Below are 17,814 nucleotides of genomic sequence, written 5' to 3'. Positions count from 1 at the left end.
CACATGGAGGAGTCACCGGCCATCGGCATCAGAGAACGAGCCCGTGGCGCGCTGCGCGGAGAGCTGGCAGATGTGGCGCTGCGCCTCTTCGAAGAACGCGGCTACGACCGGACCCCTGTGGATGAGATCGCGTCCGCGGCGGGCATCTCACCACGGACGTTCTACCGCTACTTCAGCACCAAGGAAGACGTGCTCTTCGGTGATCTGCCCCCGACCAGCGCTGATCTGCCGGCACTGCTGGAGGACCACCTGACCCGGGTGGGTCCCTGGGAGGCACTGCACCTGACACTGCGCCACGCGGCGGAGAGCATCCGCACCGAACGTGGCCGCTGGTCCCGGCTGCTGCGGGTGGTCAACACCAGCGACACCCTGCGTGCAGGTCACCTGGAACAGCAGATGAACCTGGCACAATCATTGATTCCCACTCTGCTCCCGGCGCTGGAGGGGCCTGCGGGCTGGAGCGACCTGCGCGCCCGCGTGCTGGTGCACGCCGGGCTCACCTGCTTCGACACTGCCTTCTCGCACTGGGCCGAGCACGAGGGCGACATTGAGATGCTCGACGCGCTGGACATCGCGTTCACCACATTCCCGCGCACAGATCCTGCACCGTCCTGAATCCCGTACTGCCGGAGTTCAGGACCACCCGGGGCAGAACTCGCCAGTGACGCTCAAGACTGGCAGGAAGGGCAGAAGTAGATCACCCGGTCGGCCACCGCGGCCTTGCGCAGCTCCCCCTCGCCCAGCTCGCTCTTGCGCACCCGGGTCCCGCAGCGCATGCAGGGCTTCCCGCCGCGCCCGTAGACCCAGTACGGCGGCCCCGAGGTGGGGTTGGCGGTGGTGCACCGCCGGATGCGAAGCCGGTTCACGGTCAGCAACTTCTCGCTGAGCTCGATGACCCGGGCGAGATTGGCCACCTCTTCGACGGGCCGGGTGGGCAGGATTCCCGCGAGGAAACAGATCTCACTGCGGAAGACGTTGCCGACGCCCGCGAGGTTGCGCTGGTCCAGCAGGGCCACACCGATGCTGCGCTGGGGTGCCGAGAACAGCCGCCGGGTGGCTTCCGCAGCGTCCCAATCCGGACCCAGCAGGTCGGGCCCCAGATGAGCGAGTCGCTCCGCCTCCTCTGCTGGCGAGAGCACGCTGAGCTCCCCCAGCGAGAAGCCCACGGCTTCCTGGTCCTGGGTGCGCAGCACGCAGCGCGCAGTATGCGCCGGACGGCGCCATCGGGGACGTCCGCCCTGCTCATCGCGGGGGTAGACGTGCCAGGTGCCCTCCATCTTCAGGTGGGACTGCACCGTGAGATCACCGAACTGCATCAGCAGATGCTTGCCGCGGGCGATCACCCGTTCCACGGTCCTCCCGGAGAGATCCACCGTGGCGTAGCTGGGCACCCGGAAGTCACTCGAGGTCAGCACCTTCCCACCGAGAGCGGCGTGCAGCACGGCCGCCTGCCGAAACACGGTATCTCCCTCGGGCACGTCAGGTCTCCGTCAGCGGTTCCGTGGAACGCGAGGTCAGGTCTGGTTCTTGAAGACCACGAGGAACTTGCGGGCTTCCTCTTTGGTCAGCGGGGAATGGGTGGAGAGCAGCTCGGCAGCCTCATCCACCAGGTCATCGCGGAGCAGCGCGTAGAGCTGGTCGTGGACCCAGGGCTCCAGATCATCGTGGGAGAGAGTGATCTTCTCGTCCCCGCGCTGGACCTCGAGGTGGAAGCCGGCCATCTCTTCTTCATCGGTGTCCCAGTCCGCAGGGATGGTCAGCTCATCCTCGGGATTGAACCCGGATTCTTCCATCAGACGCTTGGCGCGGGCGTCCACATCGTGGGGAGCCTCGGCATCGTTCTTGGCGCCGCCCGGGATGTTCGGGATCTGTTGCGGGTTCTCCCCGATGATCTCGCCGGTCTGTGGGTCGGCCTCGCCCAGCGGCTTGGAGGGATCCCGCTCCGCAGAGCGGCGATCCGAGGAGCCGGCGTCGTCGCGGACCCCGTCGATGACGTCTTCGACCAGCTCGCCGTCAAGGACCTCATCCTCAGGAACATCGCGATCAGCGGCGCTGCGGTCGTGGGCACCGAAGCCGGCGTCGTCGGACCCGCCCAGTTCATCTGCGGCGCGCAGTTCAGAGGGCGACTGCTGCGGGTAGGCGTGCAGCGCCTGGACCGCGATGATGCAGTCCTTGATCGGCGCACCGGTGGACTGCTTGAAGATCGCCAGCGCGCGGCGGCCGTCCTCGGCACCGATCGCGCGGTAGACCTCGCGGTGCTGCTCATCGGAGAGCGCCAGCGCGGCCTTGCGCGCGTTCTCCGGGGTCACCGCGTCCTTGATGCCGTCATTGAGCTTCTGAGCCTGCCGCTGCATGAGCATGCGGATACCCAGGAACAACATGACACCGACTGCGAGCACTACCAGTATTTCCACACCACCAGTCTACGTCGCTTCACCTGAGCGCGAGCCAGATGAATCCCGCTCACGTACGATAATGCGCGTGACTATTGATCTTTCAGCCTCATTTAAGGCATACGACGTCCGCGGACTTGTGGACGAGACCATCACTGAGGATTCGGTGCGCGCCGTGGGTGCCGCCTTCGTCGACGTCCTGGGCCTCTCCGGGCAGACCGTCCTGGTCGGCGGTGACATGCGCGCCTCCTCCGGGGACTTCACCGCAGCGTTCACCCAGGGCGCCACCTCGCGCGGCGCGAACGTCACCCAGCTGGGCCTGATCTCGACAGACATGCTCTACTTCGCCTCCGGCACCATGGACGCCCCCGGTGTTGTCTTCACCGCCAGCCACAATCCGGCGCAGTACAACGGGATGAAGATGTCCAAGGCCGGCGCCGTGCCGCTCTCCGCCGAGACCGGACTGGAAGACATCCGTGACGCCGCCCAGGCCTACCTCGACGCCGAGGAGATCCCGGCCGTGGACGAGCCCGGCTCGGTGGAGCTGACCAACATCCTCTCCCAGTACTCCGAATACCTGCGCTCCCTGGTGGACCTCTCCGAGATCAGGCCGCTGAAGGTCGTCGTCGACGCCGCCAACGGCATGTCCGGGCTGACCACCGGGGCAGTCCTCGGAGATGACCTGCTGGCCGGGCTGCCGCTGGAGATCACCCCGCTGTTCTTCGAGCTCGACGGCAGCTTCCCCAACCACCCCGCCAACCCGCTGGAGTCGGAGAACCTCCGCGACCTCCAGGCCAAGGTGCGCGAGACCGGCGCAGACATCGGTCTGGCGTTCGACGGCGACGCGGACCGCTGCTTCGTGATCGACGAGCTGGGCGAGCCGGTCTCCCCCTCCGCGGTCACCGCGCTGGTCGCCCGTCGCGAGATCACCCGCGCCCAGGCCGAAGGCGAATCCACCCCCGTGGTGATCCACAACCTGATCACCTCCCGGGCGGTGCCCGAGGTGGTGGAGCAGGCCGGGGGCCGCGCCGTGGAGACCCGGGTGGGGCACTCCTACATCAAGGCCGTCATGGCGAAGGAAGAGGCGATCTTCGGCGGAGAGCACTCCGCGCACTATTACTTCCGTGACTTCTTCAACGCGGACACCGGCATGCTCGCCGCCATGCACGTGCTGGCCTCCCTAGGCCACCAGGACCGTCCGTTGAGCGAACTCGCCGCCGAGTTCAACCCCTACTCCGCCTCCGGGGAGATCAACTCCGAGGTCGAGGACAAGGCCGGCGCCGCAGAACGGGTCGAGGCGGCGTTCACCGACCGCGACGTGGAGATCTCCCATATGGACGGACTCACCGTCCGGGCCACCGACGGCACCTGGTGGTTCAACCTGCGTCCGTCGAACACCGAGCCGTTCCTGCGCTTCAACGGCGAGGCCCACAGCTTCGAGCAGATGGAATCCGTGCGCGACGAGGTCCTCGGACTGGTCACCCAGAGCTGATCGCGGATTGATCACCGGCTGTTCCTAGCAGCGCGGGGCCCGGCACCTGGTGCCGGGCCCCGCGCGTTCTGGTCCAGCTCAGCTGCGCGTGGTGCGCTTGAGCAGCCACAGCAGGTACGGCGGGCCCAGCACAGCCACCACCAGACCGGCGGGCAGCTGATCCGGGGCGATCACGGTGCGCCCGAAGGTGTCCGAGACCGAGACCAGCACCGCGCCCAGCAGTGCGGCCACCGGCAGGAACCAGCGGTGCTCCCGGCCCACCAGCATCCGGGCCATATGCGGCGCGGCCAGTCCGACGAAGCTGATCACCCCGACGCCGACCACCGCCACGGCGGAGAGCAGCACCCCAATGATCAGCGCGGTGGCGCGCACGCCGGAGAGCCGCACCCCGAGGATCCGCGGGGTCAGGTCATCGATGCTGATCAGATCCAGTTCCCGGCGCAGAAGGATCAGCACCGGGATGGAGAGCAGCAGCATCAGCAGGATCGGGGCCAGGTCGCTCCAGGTGGTTCCGAAGGTGGAGCCGCCCAGGAAGGAGATCGCCATCGCCTGGTTATAGGGGTTCGTGGAAGAGATCAGCAGCTGGGTGATCGCCTGCGCGGCGGTCATCACTCCGATCCCGACCAGCACCACCTTCTCCGGGGAGCTCCCGCGTGATCCGGCGAGCAGGAAGACCACCAGACCCGCGAGCACCGCCCCCACGGTCGCTCCGGCGGACATGGTCCACGCCGAGGTGTTGAACAGGATCAGCGCGACCACAGCCCCGGCGCCTCCGGAGGCGGCCACGCCGAGGATCCCGGGGTCCGCCAGCGGGTTGCGGGTCACGGTCTGCACCAGCGCCCCGGCGATCGCCAGCACCGCCCCGGCCAGGATGGCTGCGGCCACGCGGGGGCTGCGAAAGTCCAGGGTGATCTCGATGGCGCGCGCCGCCTCCCCGGAGAGCCACAGCTGCACATCCCCCAGGCGCAGCCACCAGTCCCCCAGCAGCAGACCCACCCCGGCGAGCACCAGCAGCAGCACCGCCGCGGCCATGCTCAGGGTGACCCGGCGGCTCAGCGTGATCCCATGCGGCAGCGGCATCGCAGAGATCTCCTGATTGCCTCCGGCGCTGCGCATCCGCAGCGCGAGCACCACCAGGAACACCGCGCCCACCAGGGAGGTGACCACGCCGGTGGGGATGGCCACGGCCAGGTTCGGACCGGCCACCGCAAAGACCAGGGCGCGGACGGCGACGTCGGCCCCGATCACGATCAGCGCGCCCAGCAGCGCAGAGCCGGTGAGCGCCCAGGTGAAGCGGCCCAAGCGGCTGACCCGGGAGGCGAGCAGCCGCACGATCGCCGGGGCGCAGAGACCCACGAAGCCCAGCGGCCCCACCATGGTCACCGCGGCCGCCGAGAGCGCCACCGCGCAGACCAGCAGGCCCCCGCGCAGCAAGGCCACGTTGACGCCCATGGACTGGGCGGTGTCCGCGCCCAGGGAGAGCACATCGGTGCTGCGCGCGAGCAGCACCAGGCCGATGGTCGCGGCGATGACCACCGGCAGCAGCGGCAGCAGCCCGGAGAGCCCCGCCAGGTTCAGCGTCCCAGCACCCCAGAGGAAGAGCCCCTGGGTGGACTGGGCGTAGAGCATCAGCAGCGCCGCGGTCACCGAGGCCAGACCCATCGCCACCACGGTGCCGGCGAGCACCAGACGGATCGGCGCGTGCTCCGAGAATCCGGCCAGCAGCAGCACGACGCCGGCCGCCACCCCGCCGCCGAGGAAGGCCAGCCCCGCGGAGCTCAGCAGCGGCAGCGAGATCCCGAAGGCCGCGGCCGCGGTGAGCGCCAGGTGCGCGCCGGCGTTGACCGCCAGGGTGTCCGGGGAGGCCAGCGGGTTACGGGTCATCGCTTGCAGCGCGCACCCGGCGATACCCAGTGCCGCGCCCACCACCAACCCGCCCACCAGCCGCGGAAGCCTCGAGTCCAGAGCGAGGGCCCGCAGCTGGGAGGCGGACTCGCCGTCGTCGGCGCTGAGGAGTGCCGCCAGCAGGTCTCCCGGCGAGGTGCCAGAGGTGCCCTGGGTCAGGTGGATCACCGAAAGCAGCCCCAGCAGCACCCCGGCGAGGACCAGCGTCCCCAGCGCGGTGGCGCGCGCCTTCGCCGGGGACCCCTGGGGTTCCCGGACGGGCTCGCGGGCAGGCGCGCCTGATGCCTGGGCGGCACTCTTCAGCTCAGTCACAGCGTGTCAGTTCAATCTCTGCAAATCAGGTCAATCACTGCTGGCCAGCGGTCTCGGCTGCGGTCTCGGCGAGGTAGTCGATCCACTGACCTGCCGAGGCGGGGCCGCCGTAGATCCAGATCTCCTCCACCGGATGGGTGGCCTCATTCTCGACGAAACCGAGCGAGTTCCAGACCGAGTTGTCCTCCAGCGTGGAGAAGGGATCCTCGGGCTCGGTCTCGGCGGTCCACCAGTAGAGGATCGTGTCATCCTCCAGCGCAGTCAGACCCTCGATGTCTGACTGGCTGATCGCGAAGGCCTCATCGCCCTCGTCCTCCCAGGCCGACTCCAGCCCGATCTCCTCGCCCAGGGTCTGCGCGAGGGCGCCCGGGCCGTGCATCCGGAAGGTGGCGGTGTTGCCCTCCACGGTCGGGTAGACCAGCACGAACGGAGTCCCCTCGGCGCCAGCGGCTTCGATGGCCTCAGCACCGGCGTCGCGGGTGGCTTCGAACTCGGCCCAGACCTCGTCCGCGCGGTCCTCGGCGCCGAGCAGCTCCGCGGTCATCTGGAAGTTCTCCTCCATGTTCCCCAGCGGATCCGAGGCGTCGGCGCCGGGCTGCAGCACCACCGGAGCGATCTCCTCGAGGTCCTCCAGCAGCCCCTCCGGCACGGAGACGTCCACGCCGAGGATCAGGTCCGGGTCGGCCTGGCCGATGGCCTCCAGGCTCGGCTCGGTGCGCAGCCCCACGTCGGTGGTGTCCTCGTCCAGCGGAGCCGCGGAGTTCCACATCCCGTAGCCCTCCAGGTCAGCCACGCCGACCTGGTTGCCACCGAGGATCTCGACGTTCTCCGTCTGTGCCCACTCCAGGGTGACCACGCGTTCCGCCGGGGCGTCGAGGGTGATCTCCTCGCCCCGGTAGTCGGTCACGGTGACCGGCCCGGAGTCGGCCGCCGCGGCGTCCTCCTCGGTCTCGTCAACATCGGTGGTGCCACAGGCGGTCAGCGCCAGCAGGACGACGGCGGCTGCCGCGGTGGTCCTGCCGAGGCGGTCAGTGCGGTTCATAGTGGGCGGGGTTCCTTTCGGTACGGGTGAAACGAGGATAGAGATCTTGAGGCGGGCACGGCTGTTGACGGGCGCGACCGAGTGAGGGGCCGGCCCGGCGTGCAGGGAAGGCTCAGGCGGAGAGCAGCACCGGCTCGGCGAGCTCTTCGATCCGGGAGGTGGAGCGCCGACCGGCGCGCTGGGCGCGCACGGCGATCCCGCCGAAGGGCAGCGGGGCGACCTGGATGTCGACCCCGAAGGTGGCGCTGAGCCGTTCCGCGGTCATCACCTCGGTCGGGGTTCCGGCGGCATTGATCCGACCTTCGGAGACCAGGATGACGCGGTCGGCGATATCGGCGGCCTGCTCCAGGTCATGGAGCACCACCCCGATGGTCAGGCCGTGGGTGTCGGCGAGATCGCGGATCAGGTCCAGCAGGCTCATCTGGTGCTTGAGGTCCAGGAACGTGGTGGGTTCATCCAGCAGCAGCACGTCAGTCTCCTGGGCCAGGCAGGTGGCCAGCCAGACCCGCTGCAGCTGCCCGCCGGAGAGTTCCGCAACGGGACGGTGACGCAGTTCCTGAAGACCGGTGAGGCCGATGGCGCGCTCCACGGCGTCGCGGCAGGCCTGGTCGGTGCGGCTGAAGCGCCTGCGGTGCGGGTGGCGTCCGAGCTCGACCACTTCGGTCACGGTGAGACCGCCGGGGGTGGGGCGCTGCTGGGCGAGGATGGTCAGCCGCTTGGCGAAGGCCCGCGGTGAGAGTGCTGCGCTGTCCTCACCATCCAGGGTGACCTGCCCGGTGGTGTGCGCCAACCGGCAGATCCCGCGCAACAGGGTGGACTTGCCGCTGCCGTTGGGGCCGATCAGGGCGGTGACCCCGGCGGGGAGCAGCTCGATGCTGGCGTCGTGGACCACCGGGGAGGCTCCATAGGAGACCGAGACGGACTCGGTGCGCAGCGCGGCGGGCTTCTGTTTGATTGGCACATCTGCATGTTAGCAAATTATTGGGAAGGTTAACCTAACTCGCTCGCAGAAGTTCCGCGGACCTGGTCCAGAGCTGGCCGGCATTCTCGGGATCCAGTGCATAAGCCCTCACCCCGTGGGTGCCGTTGATGATCTCCTCAACCATCTCTGCCTGCTGGCAATCCTCGAGGTAAAGCCCGCCGACGCCGTGGAGCAGAGGGGACGCGGCGGCGAGGACCGATGTGGCAGCGCCCTGAGCGGGCGTCTTCATCGCGATGCCGGCCTCGGCCACATAGGCCTTGGTGTCGGCGAGCGCCTGCGGCTCCCAGTGACGCTGCAGATTGGTCCAGATACCTCCGGGCATCACGGCGTTGGCGGTGATGCCCTCGGTGGCCCACCGGCGTGAGGCCTCCACGGCGAAGAGCACGTTCGCGGTCTTGGACTGGCCGTAGGCCTGGCCGGGGTCATAAGCCCTGCGCTCGAAGAACAGGTCCTCGTAGACGATGTCTGACATCCCGTGTCCGGATGAGCTGACCGAGACGATCCGGGCGTCGCCGGACTCGAGAAGTCCAGCATGGAGTCCCAGCGCGAGGGCGAAATGTCCGAGATGATTGGTGGCGAACTGCAGCTCCCACCCCTGCGAGGTCCGCAGCTCGGGCGTCATCATGATGCCTGCATTGTTGATCAGCAGGTGCAGCGGACCTGACCAGCCCTCTGTGAACCGCTTCACCGAGCTGAGGTCGGCCAGGTCCAGTGCTCTGACCTCCAGGGTGACCCCAGGATGGGTGTGGGCGATGTCCTCGGCGGCTCGGCGGCCCGCCCGCACATCGCGCACGGCAAGCACCACGTGAGCTCCGGCCCCGGCGAGTGCGCGGGCGGTCTCCACCCCGATCCCGGAGGATGCTCCGGTCACGACCGCGGACTTCCCGCGCAGATCAACCCCTTCCAGAACCTCGGAGGCGGTGCTGGTCGCAGTGAAGCCGGAGGTGAAGCGCGCCATCGGTATGGTCCTCTGATCCTGGGGTCATATGGGCTCCCACCTTCCACCGGCAGTCTGGATGCTCGCCCGAAGCCGGGTGTCGCCTACCGGGGGTCACATGAACTCCTCCCTCGGCCCCATAAGCTGATCATCATGACGCTCTCCAGCCCGCTGCCCGAGACCCCGGATCCGGCCGACGCCGCACCCGGGGAGGCCACGCTGACCATGTTGAACCCGGACTTCCCGTTCAGCTATGACCACTACCTGCAGCACCCAGCGGGTCTGGGCAGCCTCCCGGAGCAGGCGCAGGGCACCGAGGTCGCCGTGATCGGGGCCGGGCTGGCCGGCGTCGTCGCCGCCTATGAGCTGATGAAGCTGGGGCTGAAGCCGGTGATCTTCGAGGCGGGCGAGATCGGCGGCCGGCTGAAGACCCAGTCCTTCGCCGCGGCCCCGGAGGTGGTCGCAGACCTGGGCGGGATGCGCTTCCCCACGTCGGGCAAGGCGTTCTACCACTATGTGGACCTGCTGGAGCTGCCCACCCGGGAGTTCCCGAACCCGCTGACCCCGGCGACGCCTTCCACGGTGATCGAGCTCAAGGGCCAGTCCCACTATGCCGAGGACGCCAGCCACCTGCCGCCCTTCTTCGCCGAGGTGGCCCAGGCCTGGCAGCGCGCCCTGACCGAGGACGCGGAGCTCGCGGCGGTGCAGCAGGCCATCTGCGAGCGCGACGTCGCCGAGCTGAAGCGGCTGTGGAACCAGCTGGTGCAGCGCTTCGATGATGAATCCTTCTACGGCTTCCTCTCCTCCACCCGGGCGTTCCAGGAGCTGAGCTTCGAGCATCTGGAGGCCTTCGGACAGGTGGGCTTCGGCAGCGGCGGCTGGGACACCGACTTCACCAATTCGATCCTCGAGGTGCTCCGCGTGGTGTTCACCGGGGCCGATGATCACCATCGCAGCATCCTCGGCGGCGCCCAGCGGCTGCCGGTCCAGCTCTGGAAGCACTCGCCGGAGCAGCTGGCGCACTGGCCCGCCGGGACCTCGCTGGAATCGCTGCACGGCGGCGCCCCGCGCGGCGCGGTCTCCGGGATCCACCGCGGCACCAGCCAGGCCCTTCCCGGCGGCGGAGTGCGGGTCACCGAGAAATGGGGCCGCACCCAGGAGTTCGCCGCCGCAGTGGTGACGTGTCAGTCCTGGCTGCTCTCGGCGCGGATCGACACCGATGAGAACCTGTTCGCCCCATCGATGTGGACCGCGATCGAGAAGAGCCACTACATGCTCTCCTCGAAGACCTTCGTGATGGTGGACCGGCCGTTCTGGCGCGACATCGACCCGGAGACCGGGCGCCCGGTGATGTCCATGACGCTCACCGACCGGCTCCCCCGCGCCACCTACCTCTTGGATGAAGGCCCGGACCGGCCCGCCGCGATCCTGCTCAGCTACACCTGGAACGACGACGCGCTGAAGTGGCTGCCGCTGGACGCCGCGGAACGGACCCGGCTGATGCTGCACTCCCTGGCGAAGATCTACCCCGGGGTGGACATCGGCGCGCATATGATCGGCGAGCCGATCACCGTCTCCTGGGAGGCGGACCCGAACTTCATGGGCGCCTTCAAGAACAACCTGCCCGGGCACTACCGCTATCAGGAGCGGCTCTTCGGACACTTCATCCAGGACCGGCTGCCAGAGCACCAGCGCGGGGTCTTCCTCGCCGGGGATGACATCTCCTTCACCGCGGGCTGGGCCGAGGGCGCGGTGACCACCGCGTTGAACGCGGTGTGGGGCGTGCTGCACCACCTGGGCGGAACCGCCTCCCCGCAGAACCCGGGCCCGGGTGATCTCTGGGAGGACCTGGCCCCGGTGCGGCTGGACTGAGCGAGCGCTCGCGGCCGAGGATGAGCGCAACCGCTGGTGAGCGGGCGCTCGCGACTGCTGGTGAGCACGGCCGGCGGTGACCGCGCGATGCGCGGCTGAGGCTGCGCTCCTTACAGCCAGCCCCGGTGCAGCTCTGCCCGTCGGTCCTGCAGGTAGTCCGCAGTGGCGGCGCCGGGACCCTCGCTGAGTTCGGGCAGGTCCACCACCAGCAGTCCTGGCTCGGCGCCCAGCTGCCCCAGCGGCTGCCCGGCCGGTCCCAGGACGACGCTGCGCCCGTCGAAGATCAGCCCGCCCTCGGTGCCGCAGTGATTCGCATAGGCCAGGGTGATCCCGTTCTCCACCGCGCGCGCCGGCAGCAGGATCCCGGGCACCGAGGCCTCGTCCCCGGCCAGCGCGGTGGGCACCAGCAGCAGCTCAGCCCCGCGCACCGCGGCGGCGCGGACCATCTCGGGGAACTCCACGTCGTAACAGACCAGCAGCCCCAGCCGCCGTCCACGCCAATGGATCACCGGCGGGGGCTGGTCCCCGGGGAGGAACGCCGCCCGCTCCTCGGGTCCGAAGAGCTGGACCTTCTGGTAGCTGGCAAGCAGCTCGCCGTGGTCATCGGCGAGCTCCGCGGTGATCCCGCGCTGATCCGGCGCCTCGGCGCCGGGCAGGGACCACACCAGAGCGATCCCCCGCTCCCGCGCAATGCCGCGCAGCCCGGACCGCGCGGCCTCGACCTGCTCCGGGCTGACCTGGCCGCGGATCATCTCCGGGACATAGCCGAAGCCGAAGAGCTCCGGGGTGAGCAGCAGCTGCGCCCCCTGCGAGCGGGCCTGGGCTGCGGCGTCGTCGATCAGGGCAAGATTGTCCTCCAGCGCCAGCGGGCGGGCAGTCTGCTGCATCAGGGCGATTCGCATGGGCCCAGTATCTCCCGAGTCTCTGATCTTGCGAGTCCCTGCGCGGGGCGGCGCTCAGCGGCGTCGACCCTTGGTGCGTTCATTGGACTGCAGCCGCTTGGTCAGTGGGCGCATCAGCACGTCGCCGAGCACGATCCCGGCGGCGATCGCCATGATGATGATCAGCGCGTCGAAGATCTCGTAGAGCCCGGCGGTCCGGTTGACCGAGGACTGGCTGATGGCGATCTGGTACATCCCGCGGAAGACGATCAGCCCCGGAAGCATGAACATCATCGCCGGGACCGCCACCACCAGCTGTGGGGCGCGCAGCCGCAGCGCCACGACCCGGGCCAGGGCACCGACCACGGTGGCGCCCAGGATCGGGGTGAACCAGCCTCCGAAGCCCATCATCTCCCCGACCGAGACTCCGCCGAACCCGAGCGCGGCCACGGCTCCAGTGGGCAGCAGCAGCCGGTAGGGCGCCTGCTGCACGATGGCCGCGGTGATCGCGGTCAGGAAGACCAGTGCGGTGAGCACGCCCGGGTGGTAGATCCGCATGATCTCCCGGGTCACGTCCAGCTCCGGCGCTCCGGCGCGCCCGGTGAGCACGACGCCGACCATGATCCCTGCGGTGAGTCCGGAGAAGGCCACCAGCGAGGAGACCAGACGCCCGGCCGCGGTGATCGGGAAGGCGTTGATCGCGTCCTGGATGGCCGAGACGATCCGCACGCTGGGCAGCAGGATCATCAGTCCCCCGGCGACCACCATGGAGGTGGTGATCGGGGCTCCCAGGGTGAGCGCACACAGCGCCACGGCCGTGGCGAGGAAGCCGCCCACCGCGAGGGTGAAGATCTCCGGCACGCGCCAGATGGTGAGCTGGCGGATGACCGCGAGGACCAGGAGTGTCGCGAGGAACCCCAGGGAGGCGTCCAGCAGCGGGGCCCCGGTGTAGCTCGCGAAGAGCCCGGCGAAGAGCGCCCCCGCGGTGGCCACCACCCAGCGCGGGTAGGGCTTGGGGTCCCGGAGGATGTCCTGCAGCGTCTCCTCGGCCTCGGCCCGCGTGATCCGTCCGAACGCGATGTCGGTGACCAGGGTGTGCACCTCGGAGAGCGCCCGGAAGTTCGCGGACCAGGAGCGCACCACCCGCACCCGCGAGTAGGGCACCTTTCCGGGTGGGGACCAGTTGAGGATGATCGATTGGTTGGTGATGTCCACGTCGGTGTTCTTCATCCCGCACGCCGAGGTCACCGCGAGGATCGAGGTCTCCACCTCCAGTGCGCCCGCGCCGTACCGGAAGAGCGCCTCTCCGAGGTCCAGGACCAGGTTGATGGTGACGAGCTCGTCAGCCTCCCCCGGCTCCTGCGCCTGGTGCGGGTTCTCGAACGGGGTGCCGGAGAGCCAGTCCAGGGTCGACATCTGACCGGTCGCCTGAGAGACCTGGGACACCGGCCGGATGAGTTTCTGCGCCAGGAGCCGGCCGGGGAAGCTGACCCGGCGGACCGGGGTGACTCCGTCCTGCGTGGGAGCCTCGGTGTGACTCGTTGCGGGTGCGGCTCCCCCATCGGCTGGCCGACCGGATCCTGGAACCGCCGCCGCCCCGGTCACCACGCCTGTGCCCGGATGAGCTCTCACCCCCGTTCCGGTGTCCGGAGGGAAATAGGTTCCGGTGGGAAACAGCGGCGGGGCGCTGGAGTCTTCGAAGCGATAGGGCTCCCGGTCCGGCGCGGAGTCCTGGTCCTGGCGCGACTCCGGCCAGTCCAGGTGAGCCTCCTCGGCGGCGGAGTGGTTCCAGGAGTCGACCACATGCTGGGTCAGGCTCTGCGTGAAGCTCAGCTCGGCCTCGGGCTCATCCGCGGGTCGCACGATTGGCAGGGGCAGGGCCGCCTGCTCCTGGCGATCGATGCGCGGATCGATCGCGGCACCCTGACCGCCGGCGTCGACACCGGTGCCGTTGATGCGCGTGCTCTCAGCACCAGGGCCGCCAGCGCCCGAGCCGTCGACACCCAGCCCGTCCACATTCGGGCCGTGGACGCCTGAACCGTCGACACCCGGGCGGCCGTCACCTGCGGCCGCTTGAGACTCCGCTGTGACACCTCCGCTCGACGTCGAGAATCTCGTGTCTGACCGGCTTGAGTTCTGGGGCAACATAGGGCCTCCGCGACGTGGAGCATCCGGGACGCACCCTGATCTTTGGTGTCAGTCTGTCACGCGCGAAGGACCTGAGAAACCCTCGCGCGAGATCAGATCTCGGCCCGGCGGTGGAACTGCCCGACGGCGCCCTCCAGCACCGCCTGCTCCCGGCTCCGACCACTCAGAACCCGACCAGTCGCAGCAGCGACCGTCCATGGCTCGGGTGGTCGGTGAACCCGGCTCAGAACACCATGTCGAAGGCGAGCGGGCCCAGGAGCACCGTGAAGATGGTGATCAGGATGACGCCCAGCACGTTGAGGACCAGGCCGCCGCGGACCATCTCGGTGATCTTCACATAGCCCGTGGCGTAGACGATGGCGTTGGGCGGGGTGCCCACCGGGAGCATGAAGGCGCAGGTCGCCGCAAGCGCGGCCGGGATCAGCAGCGTCACCGGGTCCACCCCGATGCCCACGGCGACCCCGCCCAGGATTGGGATGAAGGTCGCCGCTGTGGCGGTGTTGCTGGTGATCTCGGTCAGCAGCAGCACGATGGTGACCACCACTGCCAGCAGCAGGACGATCGGCAGCGCGCCGAGTCCGCTGACCTGCTCGCCGAACCAGGCGTCGAGCCCGGTGGCGGCCACGGCTGCGGCCAGCGAGAGTCCACCGCCGAAGAGCAGCAGCACGCCCCAGGGCAGGCCCTCCTCTGCGTCCTTCCACTGCAGGGTCATGTTCCCGCGCTTGTCCCCGGGGATGAGAAAGAGCAGGACGCCGGCGCCGATGGCGATCACCGTGTCATCGAAGAGCTCCAGCCAGGGCAGCTGCTCCGCGAGGTTGCCGATGCCGGAGAGCACCCCGGGCACGATCCAGCAGAAGGCGGCGGTGATGAAGACCCCGAGCACGACCTTCTCGCCCTGGCTCATCCGACCCAGACCGGCGATCTCCTCGTTGATCAGCTTCTTGCCGCCGGGGATCTCCTCGAGCTGGAAGCGGAACATCACCCGGGTGATCAGCAGCCAGGACAGACCGATGAAGACGATCACGATCGGCACACCGAGCAGCATCCACTGGGCGAACCCGACGGTCTGGCCCAGCTCATCGCTGATGTACCCGGCGACGATGGCATTCGGAGGTGAGCCCAGCAGCGTGCCGAGCCCGCCGATGGTCGCCGCCCAGGCGATGGAGAGCACCAGGGCGACGCCGAAGACGCGCACCTCGCGGTTCTCGATGACGTCGCTGATCGCCTTGCCGGAGCGGATCTCCTCCGAGATGGACGCGCTCTCTGCGCTGGTGCCGGTGTTCCGGCTGTTCTCCACGACCAGGGTCAGCACGCTGAGCCCGATGGGCAGCATCATCAGCGTGGTCGCGGTGTTGGAGACCCACATGGAGAGGAACGCGGTCGCGATCATCATGCCCAGGATGATCTGCCGCGGATGTGTGCCGACCCGGCGCAGCGTGAGCAGCGCGATCCGGCGGTGCAGGTTCCATTTCTGCATGGCGATGGCGATCAGGAAGCCACCGAGGAACAGGAAGACGATCGGGTTCGCATAGGGCGCCGTGACCTCATCGATCTCCAGCGCGGTGAGCACCGGGAACAGCACGATCGGCAGCAGCGAGGTCACCGAGAGCGGCATCGATTCGGTCATCCACCACACGGCCATCAGCACCGCCACCGCGGCCACCAGGCGCGCGTCCGCCGAGAGATCTGCCGCACCGAGCAGCGCCCACACCAGGATCGCCAGCGCCACCCCCAGGCCGCGGAAGGCCCAGGTCTTCCCAGGAGCCCGGGCGGGGCCCGCCTCGTCGATGACGTCGCTGCGCCGCGCCGGACCCGGCGCGGCCCCTTCAGAATGATCAGTCATCGCACTGTCTCCCTCTCGGTCTTCGCCGTCACACAACCGTGTGTGACACGAACCACGTGCAGCTCGCAGCTAAGAGTGCCTGCGGCGCGCTGGCCAGGGCTACAGCGCCGCACGCGCCGCGTCAGACCCCGATCAGAGGGCGGCCATGGCGCCGTCACACACATCAGGTTCAGTATGCTGGTCCCCGATGTTCTGGCACTCGCCTGCGCATTCGTCGCGGCGGGCTGCAGGCTCGATTCGCTGAGCCAAGGACGTGTGAGACAGATGACCAGCCAGCACCAGGGGCCCGCTGCGGGCACCGACGCCGAACGCAACGGCACGGGACCCAGCGACCGGGGACCGAGCGACCGGGGACCGAGCGGCCCGCACCAGGGCCTCGGGAAGAATGACGCAGTACGCAACGGCGCGACGCCTCCCCGCTCCCGCCCCAGCGGGGTATTCATCGTCTCCGTGGCGGCGCTGCTGAGCTTCGTGCTCTGGGCCGCACTGGCACCGGAGAACCTGAACCTGGTGATGACGGCGGCGTCGAACTGGTCCTCACAGAACATCGGCTGGGCCTACCTGGTGGTCACCGCCGGTTGCATCGTGTTGATGATCTACCTCGGGCTGAGCCGGTTCGGGAAGATCCGCCTGGGCGCGGATGATGACCGCCCGCAGTTCAGCAACTGGTCCTGGATCGCGATGATCTGCGGCACCGTGATGGGCATCGGACTGATCAGCTACGGCGCAGCGGAACCGATGAGCCACTTCATGGTGCCCCCGCACGGGCTCGCCGAGCCAGAGACCATGGACGCCGCGGTGCGCGCCATGCAGTTCTCCTACTTCAACTGGGGACCCAACGCGTGGGCGCTGTTCGGCGTCTTCGGTCTGGCCATCGCCTACTCCACGCATCGGCTGCACAACACCGGCCTGATCTCCCCGATGCTGCGCCCGGTGCTCGGCAAGAGCATGGACGGGTGGGCGGGTCAGCTCATCGACATCTTCACCATCATCGCCACGCTCTTCGGCACCACCACCTCGCTGGGGCTCGGTGCGGCGCAGATCGCGGAAGGGGTCAACAGCCTCACCGGCATCCCCTCGGATCTCTTCGTGCAGGTCATCATCATCGCCGGGATCACCGTGGTCTTCACCCTCTCCGCGATGTCCGGGGTCACCCGCGGCATCAAATGGATCAGCAAGGCGACCATGCTGGCTGCGGCCGCGCTCGGGCTCTTCGTGCTGATCGTGGGCCCGACCAGCTTCATCTCCAACCTCTACTTCCGCTCCATGGGGCAGTTCGTCGCGGAGCTGCCGATGGTCGCGCTGCTCACCCCGGGCACCCCCGAGGATCTGCAGTGGATGCAGTGGTGGACCTACTTCATGATGGCCTGGTGGCTGAGCTGGGGCGCCTTCGTAGGGATCTTCCTGGCGAAGATCTCCAAGGGGCGCACCATCCGGGAGTTCGTGGTGGCGGTGCTGGGGGTCCCGACGCTGGTCTTCAGCCTGTGGTTCACCATCTTCGGTGGCGCGGCGATCCACCTGGACATGTTCTTCGGGACCAGCCTCGGCGAGGCGACTCTGCAGGACACCAACGTGACCTTCTTCGCGCTGCTCGCGGAGCTGCCGCTCACTGCGGTGACCTCGGTGCTCACCGTGGCCATGGTGATCCTGTTCTTCGTCTCCAGCGCGGATTCGAACACCTTCGTGCTCAGCGTGCTCTCCTCCCGCGGCTCGATGCAGCCCAGGCGTCCGATGCTGGCCACCTGGGGCCTGTTGACCGGGCTGTGCGCCGTCGTCCTGCTGATCGCCGGCGGACTCCAGGCGCTGCAGCAGACCGCACTGCTCTCCGCGGTGCCGTTCACGATCATCGTGACCTTGCTGGGGATCTCGCTGGTCAAACAGCTGCGTGCCGATCCCCGGTTCACCCACGCCGGGGCGCCCCGCGCGACACCCCGCACCTCCGGCGACGCCGAGTCGCGCCCCTAGCCAGCCCTGAGTCCGTGCTGTTGCCGCGATCTGGGCAGTCGC

General features: G+C 68.8%; 13 protein-coding genes. 4 read left to right on the top strand and 9 right to left on the bottom strand.

Features of this window, described 5'->3' with window-relative positions; genetic code table 11:
- Positions 1-3 precede the first annotated feature (3 nt).
- Complete coding sequence (locus HNR24_RS13695; protein WP_182496027.1) at positions 4-615, top strand: TetR/AcrR family transcriptional regulator; 612 nt, start codon at positions 4-6, stop codon at positions 613-615.
- Between the two features lie 53 nt (positions 616-668).
- Here the strand turns inward: HNR24_RS13695 and HNR24_RS13690 are convergent, their stop codons facing one another.
- Positions 669-1,478 carry a DNA-formamidopyrimidine glycosylase family protein gene (locus HNR24_RS13690; protein WP_182496026.1) on the bottom strand — a complete coding sequence of 270 codons (810 nt, stop codon included), beginning with the start codon at positions 1,476-1,478 and terminating at the stop codon, positions 669-671.
- A 36-nt stretch (positions 1,479-1,514) separates the two neighbouring features.
- Positions 1,515-2,414: a hypothetical protein gene (locus tag HNR24_RS13685; protein WP_182496025.1), complete on the bottom strand. Its 900-nt coding sequence runs from the start codon at positions 2,412-2,414 to the stop codon at positions 1,515-1,517.
- Between the two features lie 67 nt (positions 2,415-2,481).
- Between HNR24_RS13685 and HNR24_RS13680 the strand changes: the two genes are divergently transcribed.
- Positions 2,482-3,885, top strand: coding sequence for a phosphomannomutase/phosphoglucomutase (locus HNR24_RS13680; protein WP_375139282.1), 1,404 nt, complete (start codon positions 2,482-2,484; stop codon positions 3,883-3,885).
- Positions 3,886-3,963: 78 nt separating this feature from the next.
- Here HNR24_RS13680 and HNR24_RS13675 read toward each other — a convergent pair whose 3' ends face one another.
- The 4 genes from HNR24_RS13675 to HNR24_RS13660 all read right to left on the bottom strand — a co-directional run bounded on the left by HNR24_RS13675 (position 3,964) and on the right by HNR24_RS13660 (position 9,084).
- Positions 3,964-6,102, bottom strand: coding sequence for an iron ABC transporter permease (locus HNR24_RS13675; protein WP_058887397.1), 2,139 nt, complete (start codon positions 6,100-6,102; stop codon positions 3,964-3,966).
- Between the two features lie 34 nt (positions 6,103-6,136).
- Positions 6,137-7,144, bottom strand: a complete 1,008-nt coding sequence (locus tag HNR24_RS13670) for an ABC transporter substrate-binding protein (RefSeq protein ID WP_058887398.1) — start codon at positions 7,142-7,144, stop codon at positions 6,137-6,139.
- A 112-nt stretch (positions 7,145-7,256) separates the two neighbouring features.
- Complete coding sequence (locus tag HNR24_RS13665) at positions 7,257-8,105, bottom strand: ABC transporter ATP-binding protein (RefSeq protein WP_310735448.1); 849 nt, start codon at positions 8,103-8,105, stop codon at positions 7,257-7,259.
- 34 nt (positions 8,106-8,139) lie between these two features.
- Positions 8,140-9,084 carry an SDR family NAD(P)-dependent oxidoreductase gene (locus HNR24_RS13660; RefSeq protein ID WP_058887399.1) on the bottom strand — a complete coding sequence of 315 codons (945 nt, stop codon included), beginning with the start codon at positions 9,082-9,084 and terminating at the stop codon, positions 8,140-8,142.
- Positions 9,085-9,216: 132 nt separating this feature from the next.
- Here HNR24_RS13660 and HNR24_RS13655 point away from each other — a divergent pair, with 132 nt between their 5' ends.
- On the top strand, positions 9,217-10,935 hold the full coding sequence (locus HNR24_RS13655) for a flavin monoamine oxidase family protein (protein ID WP_058887400.1): 1,719 nt from the start codon (positions 9,217-9,219) through the stop codon (positions 10,933-10,935).
- A gap of 110 nt (positions 10,936-11,045) precedes the next feature.
- On the opposite strand, the gene HNR24_RS13650 is transcribed toward HNR24_RS13655, so the two are convergent.
- The 3 genes from HNR24_RS13650 to HNR24_RS13640 all read right to left on the bottom strand — a co-directional run bounded on the left by HNR24_RS13650 (position 11,046) and on the right by HNR24_RS13640 (position 15,807).
- Positions 11,046-11,837, bottom strand: coding sequence for a carbon-nitrogen hydrolase family protein (locus HNR24_RS13650; protein ID WP_182496024.1), 792 nt, complete (start codon positions 11,835-11,837; stop codon positions 11,046-11,048).
- 54 nt (positions 11,838-11,891) lie between these two features.
- Positions 11,892-13,832, bottom strand: a complete 1,941-nt coding sequence (locus HNR24_RS13645) for a threonine/serine exporter family protein (protein WP_182496023.1) — start codon at positions 13,830-13,832, stop codon at positions 11,892-11,894.
- A gap of 355 nt (positions 13,833-14,187) precedes the next feature.
- Complete coding sequence (locus tag HNR24_RS13640; protein ID WP_083504552.1) at positions 14,188-15,807, bottom strand: SLC13 family permease; 1,620 nt, start codon at positions 15,805-15,807, stop codon at positions 14,188-14,190.
- A 264-nt stretch (positions 15,808-16,071) separates the two neighbouring features.
- Here HNR24_RS13640 and HNR24_RS13635 point away from each other — a divergent pair, with 264 nt between their 5' ends.
- Positions 16,072-17,772 carry a BCCT family transporter gene (locus tag HNR24_RS13635; protein ID WP_182496022.1) on the top strand — a complete coding sequence of 567 codons (1,701 nt, stop codon included), beginning with the start codon at positions 16,072-16,074 and terminating at the stop codon, positions 17,770-17,772.
- The last annotated feature ends 42 nt before the right edge of the window (positions 17,773-17,814 follow it).

It is taken from the genome of Nesterenkonia sandarakina, assembly GCF_014138825.1.
Taxonomy (GTDB): domain Bacteria; phylum Actinomycetota; class Actinomycetes; order Actinomycetales; family Micrococcaceae; genus Nesterenkonia; species Nesterenkonia sandarakina.
This window is presented reverse-complemented; position numbering and strand designations above follow the sequence as displayed.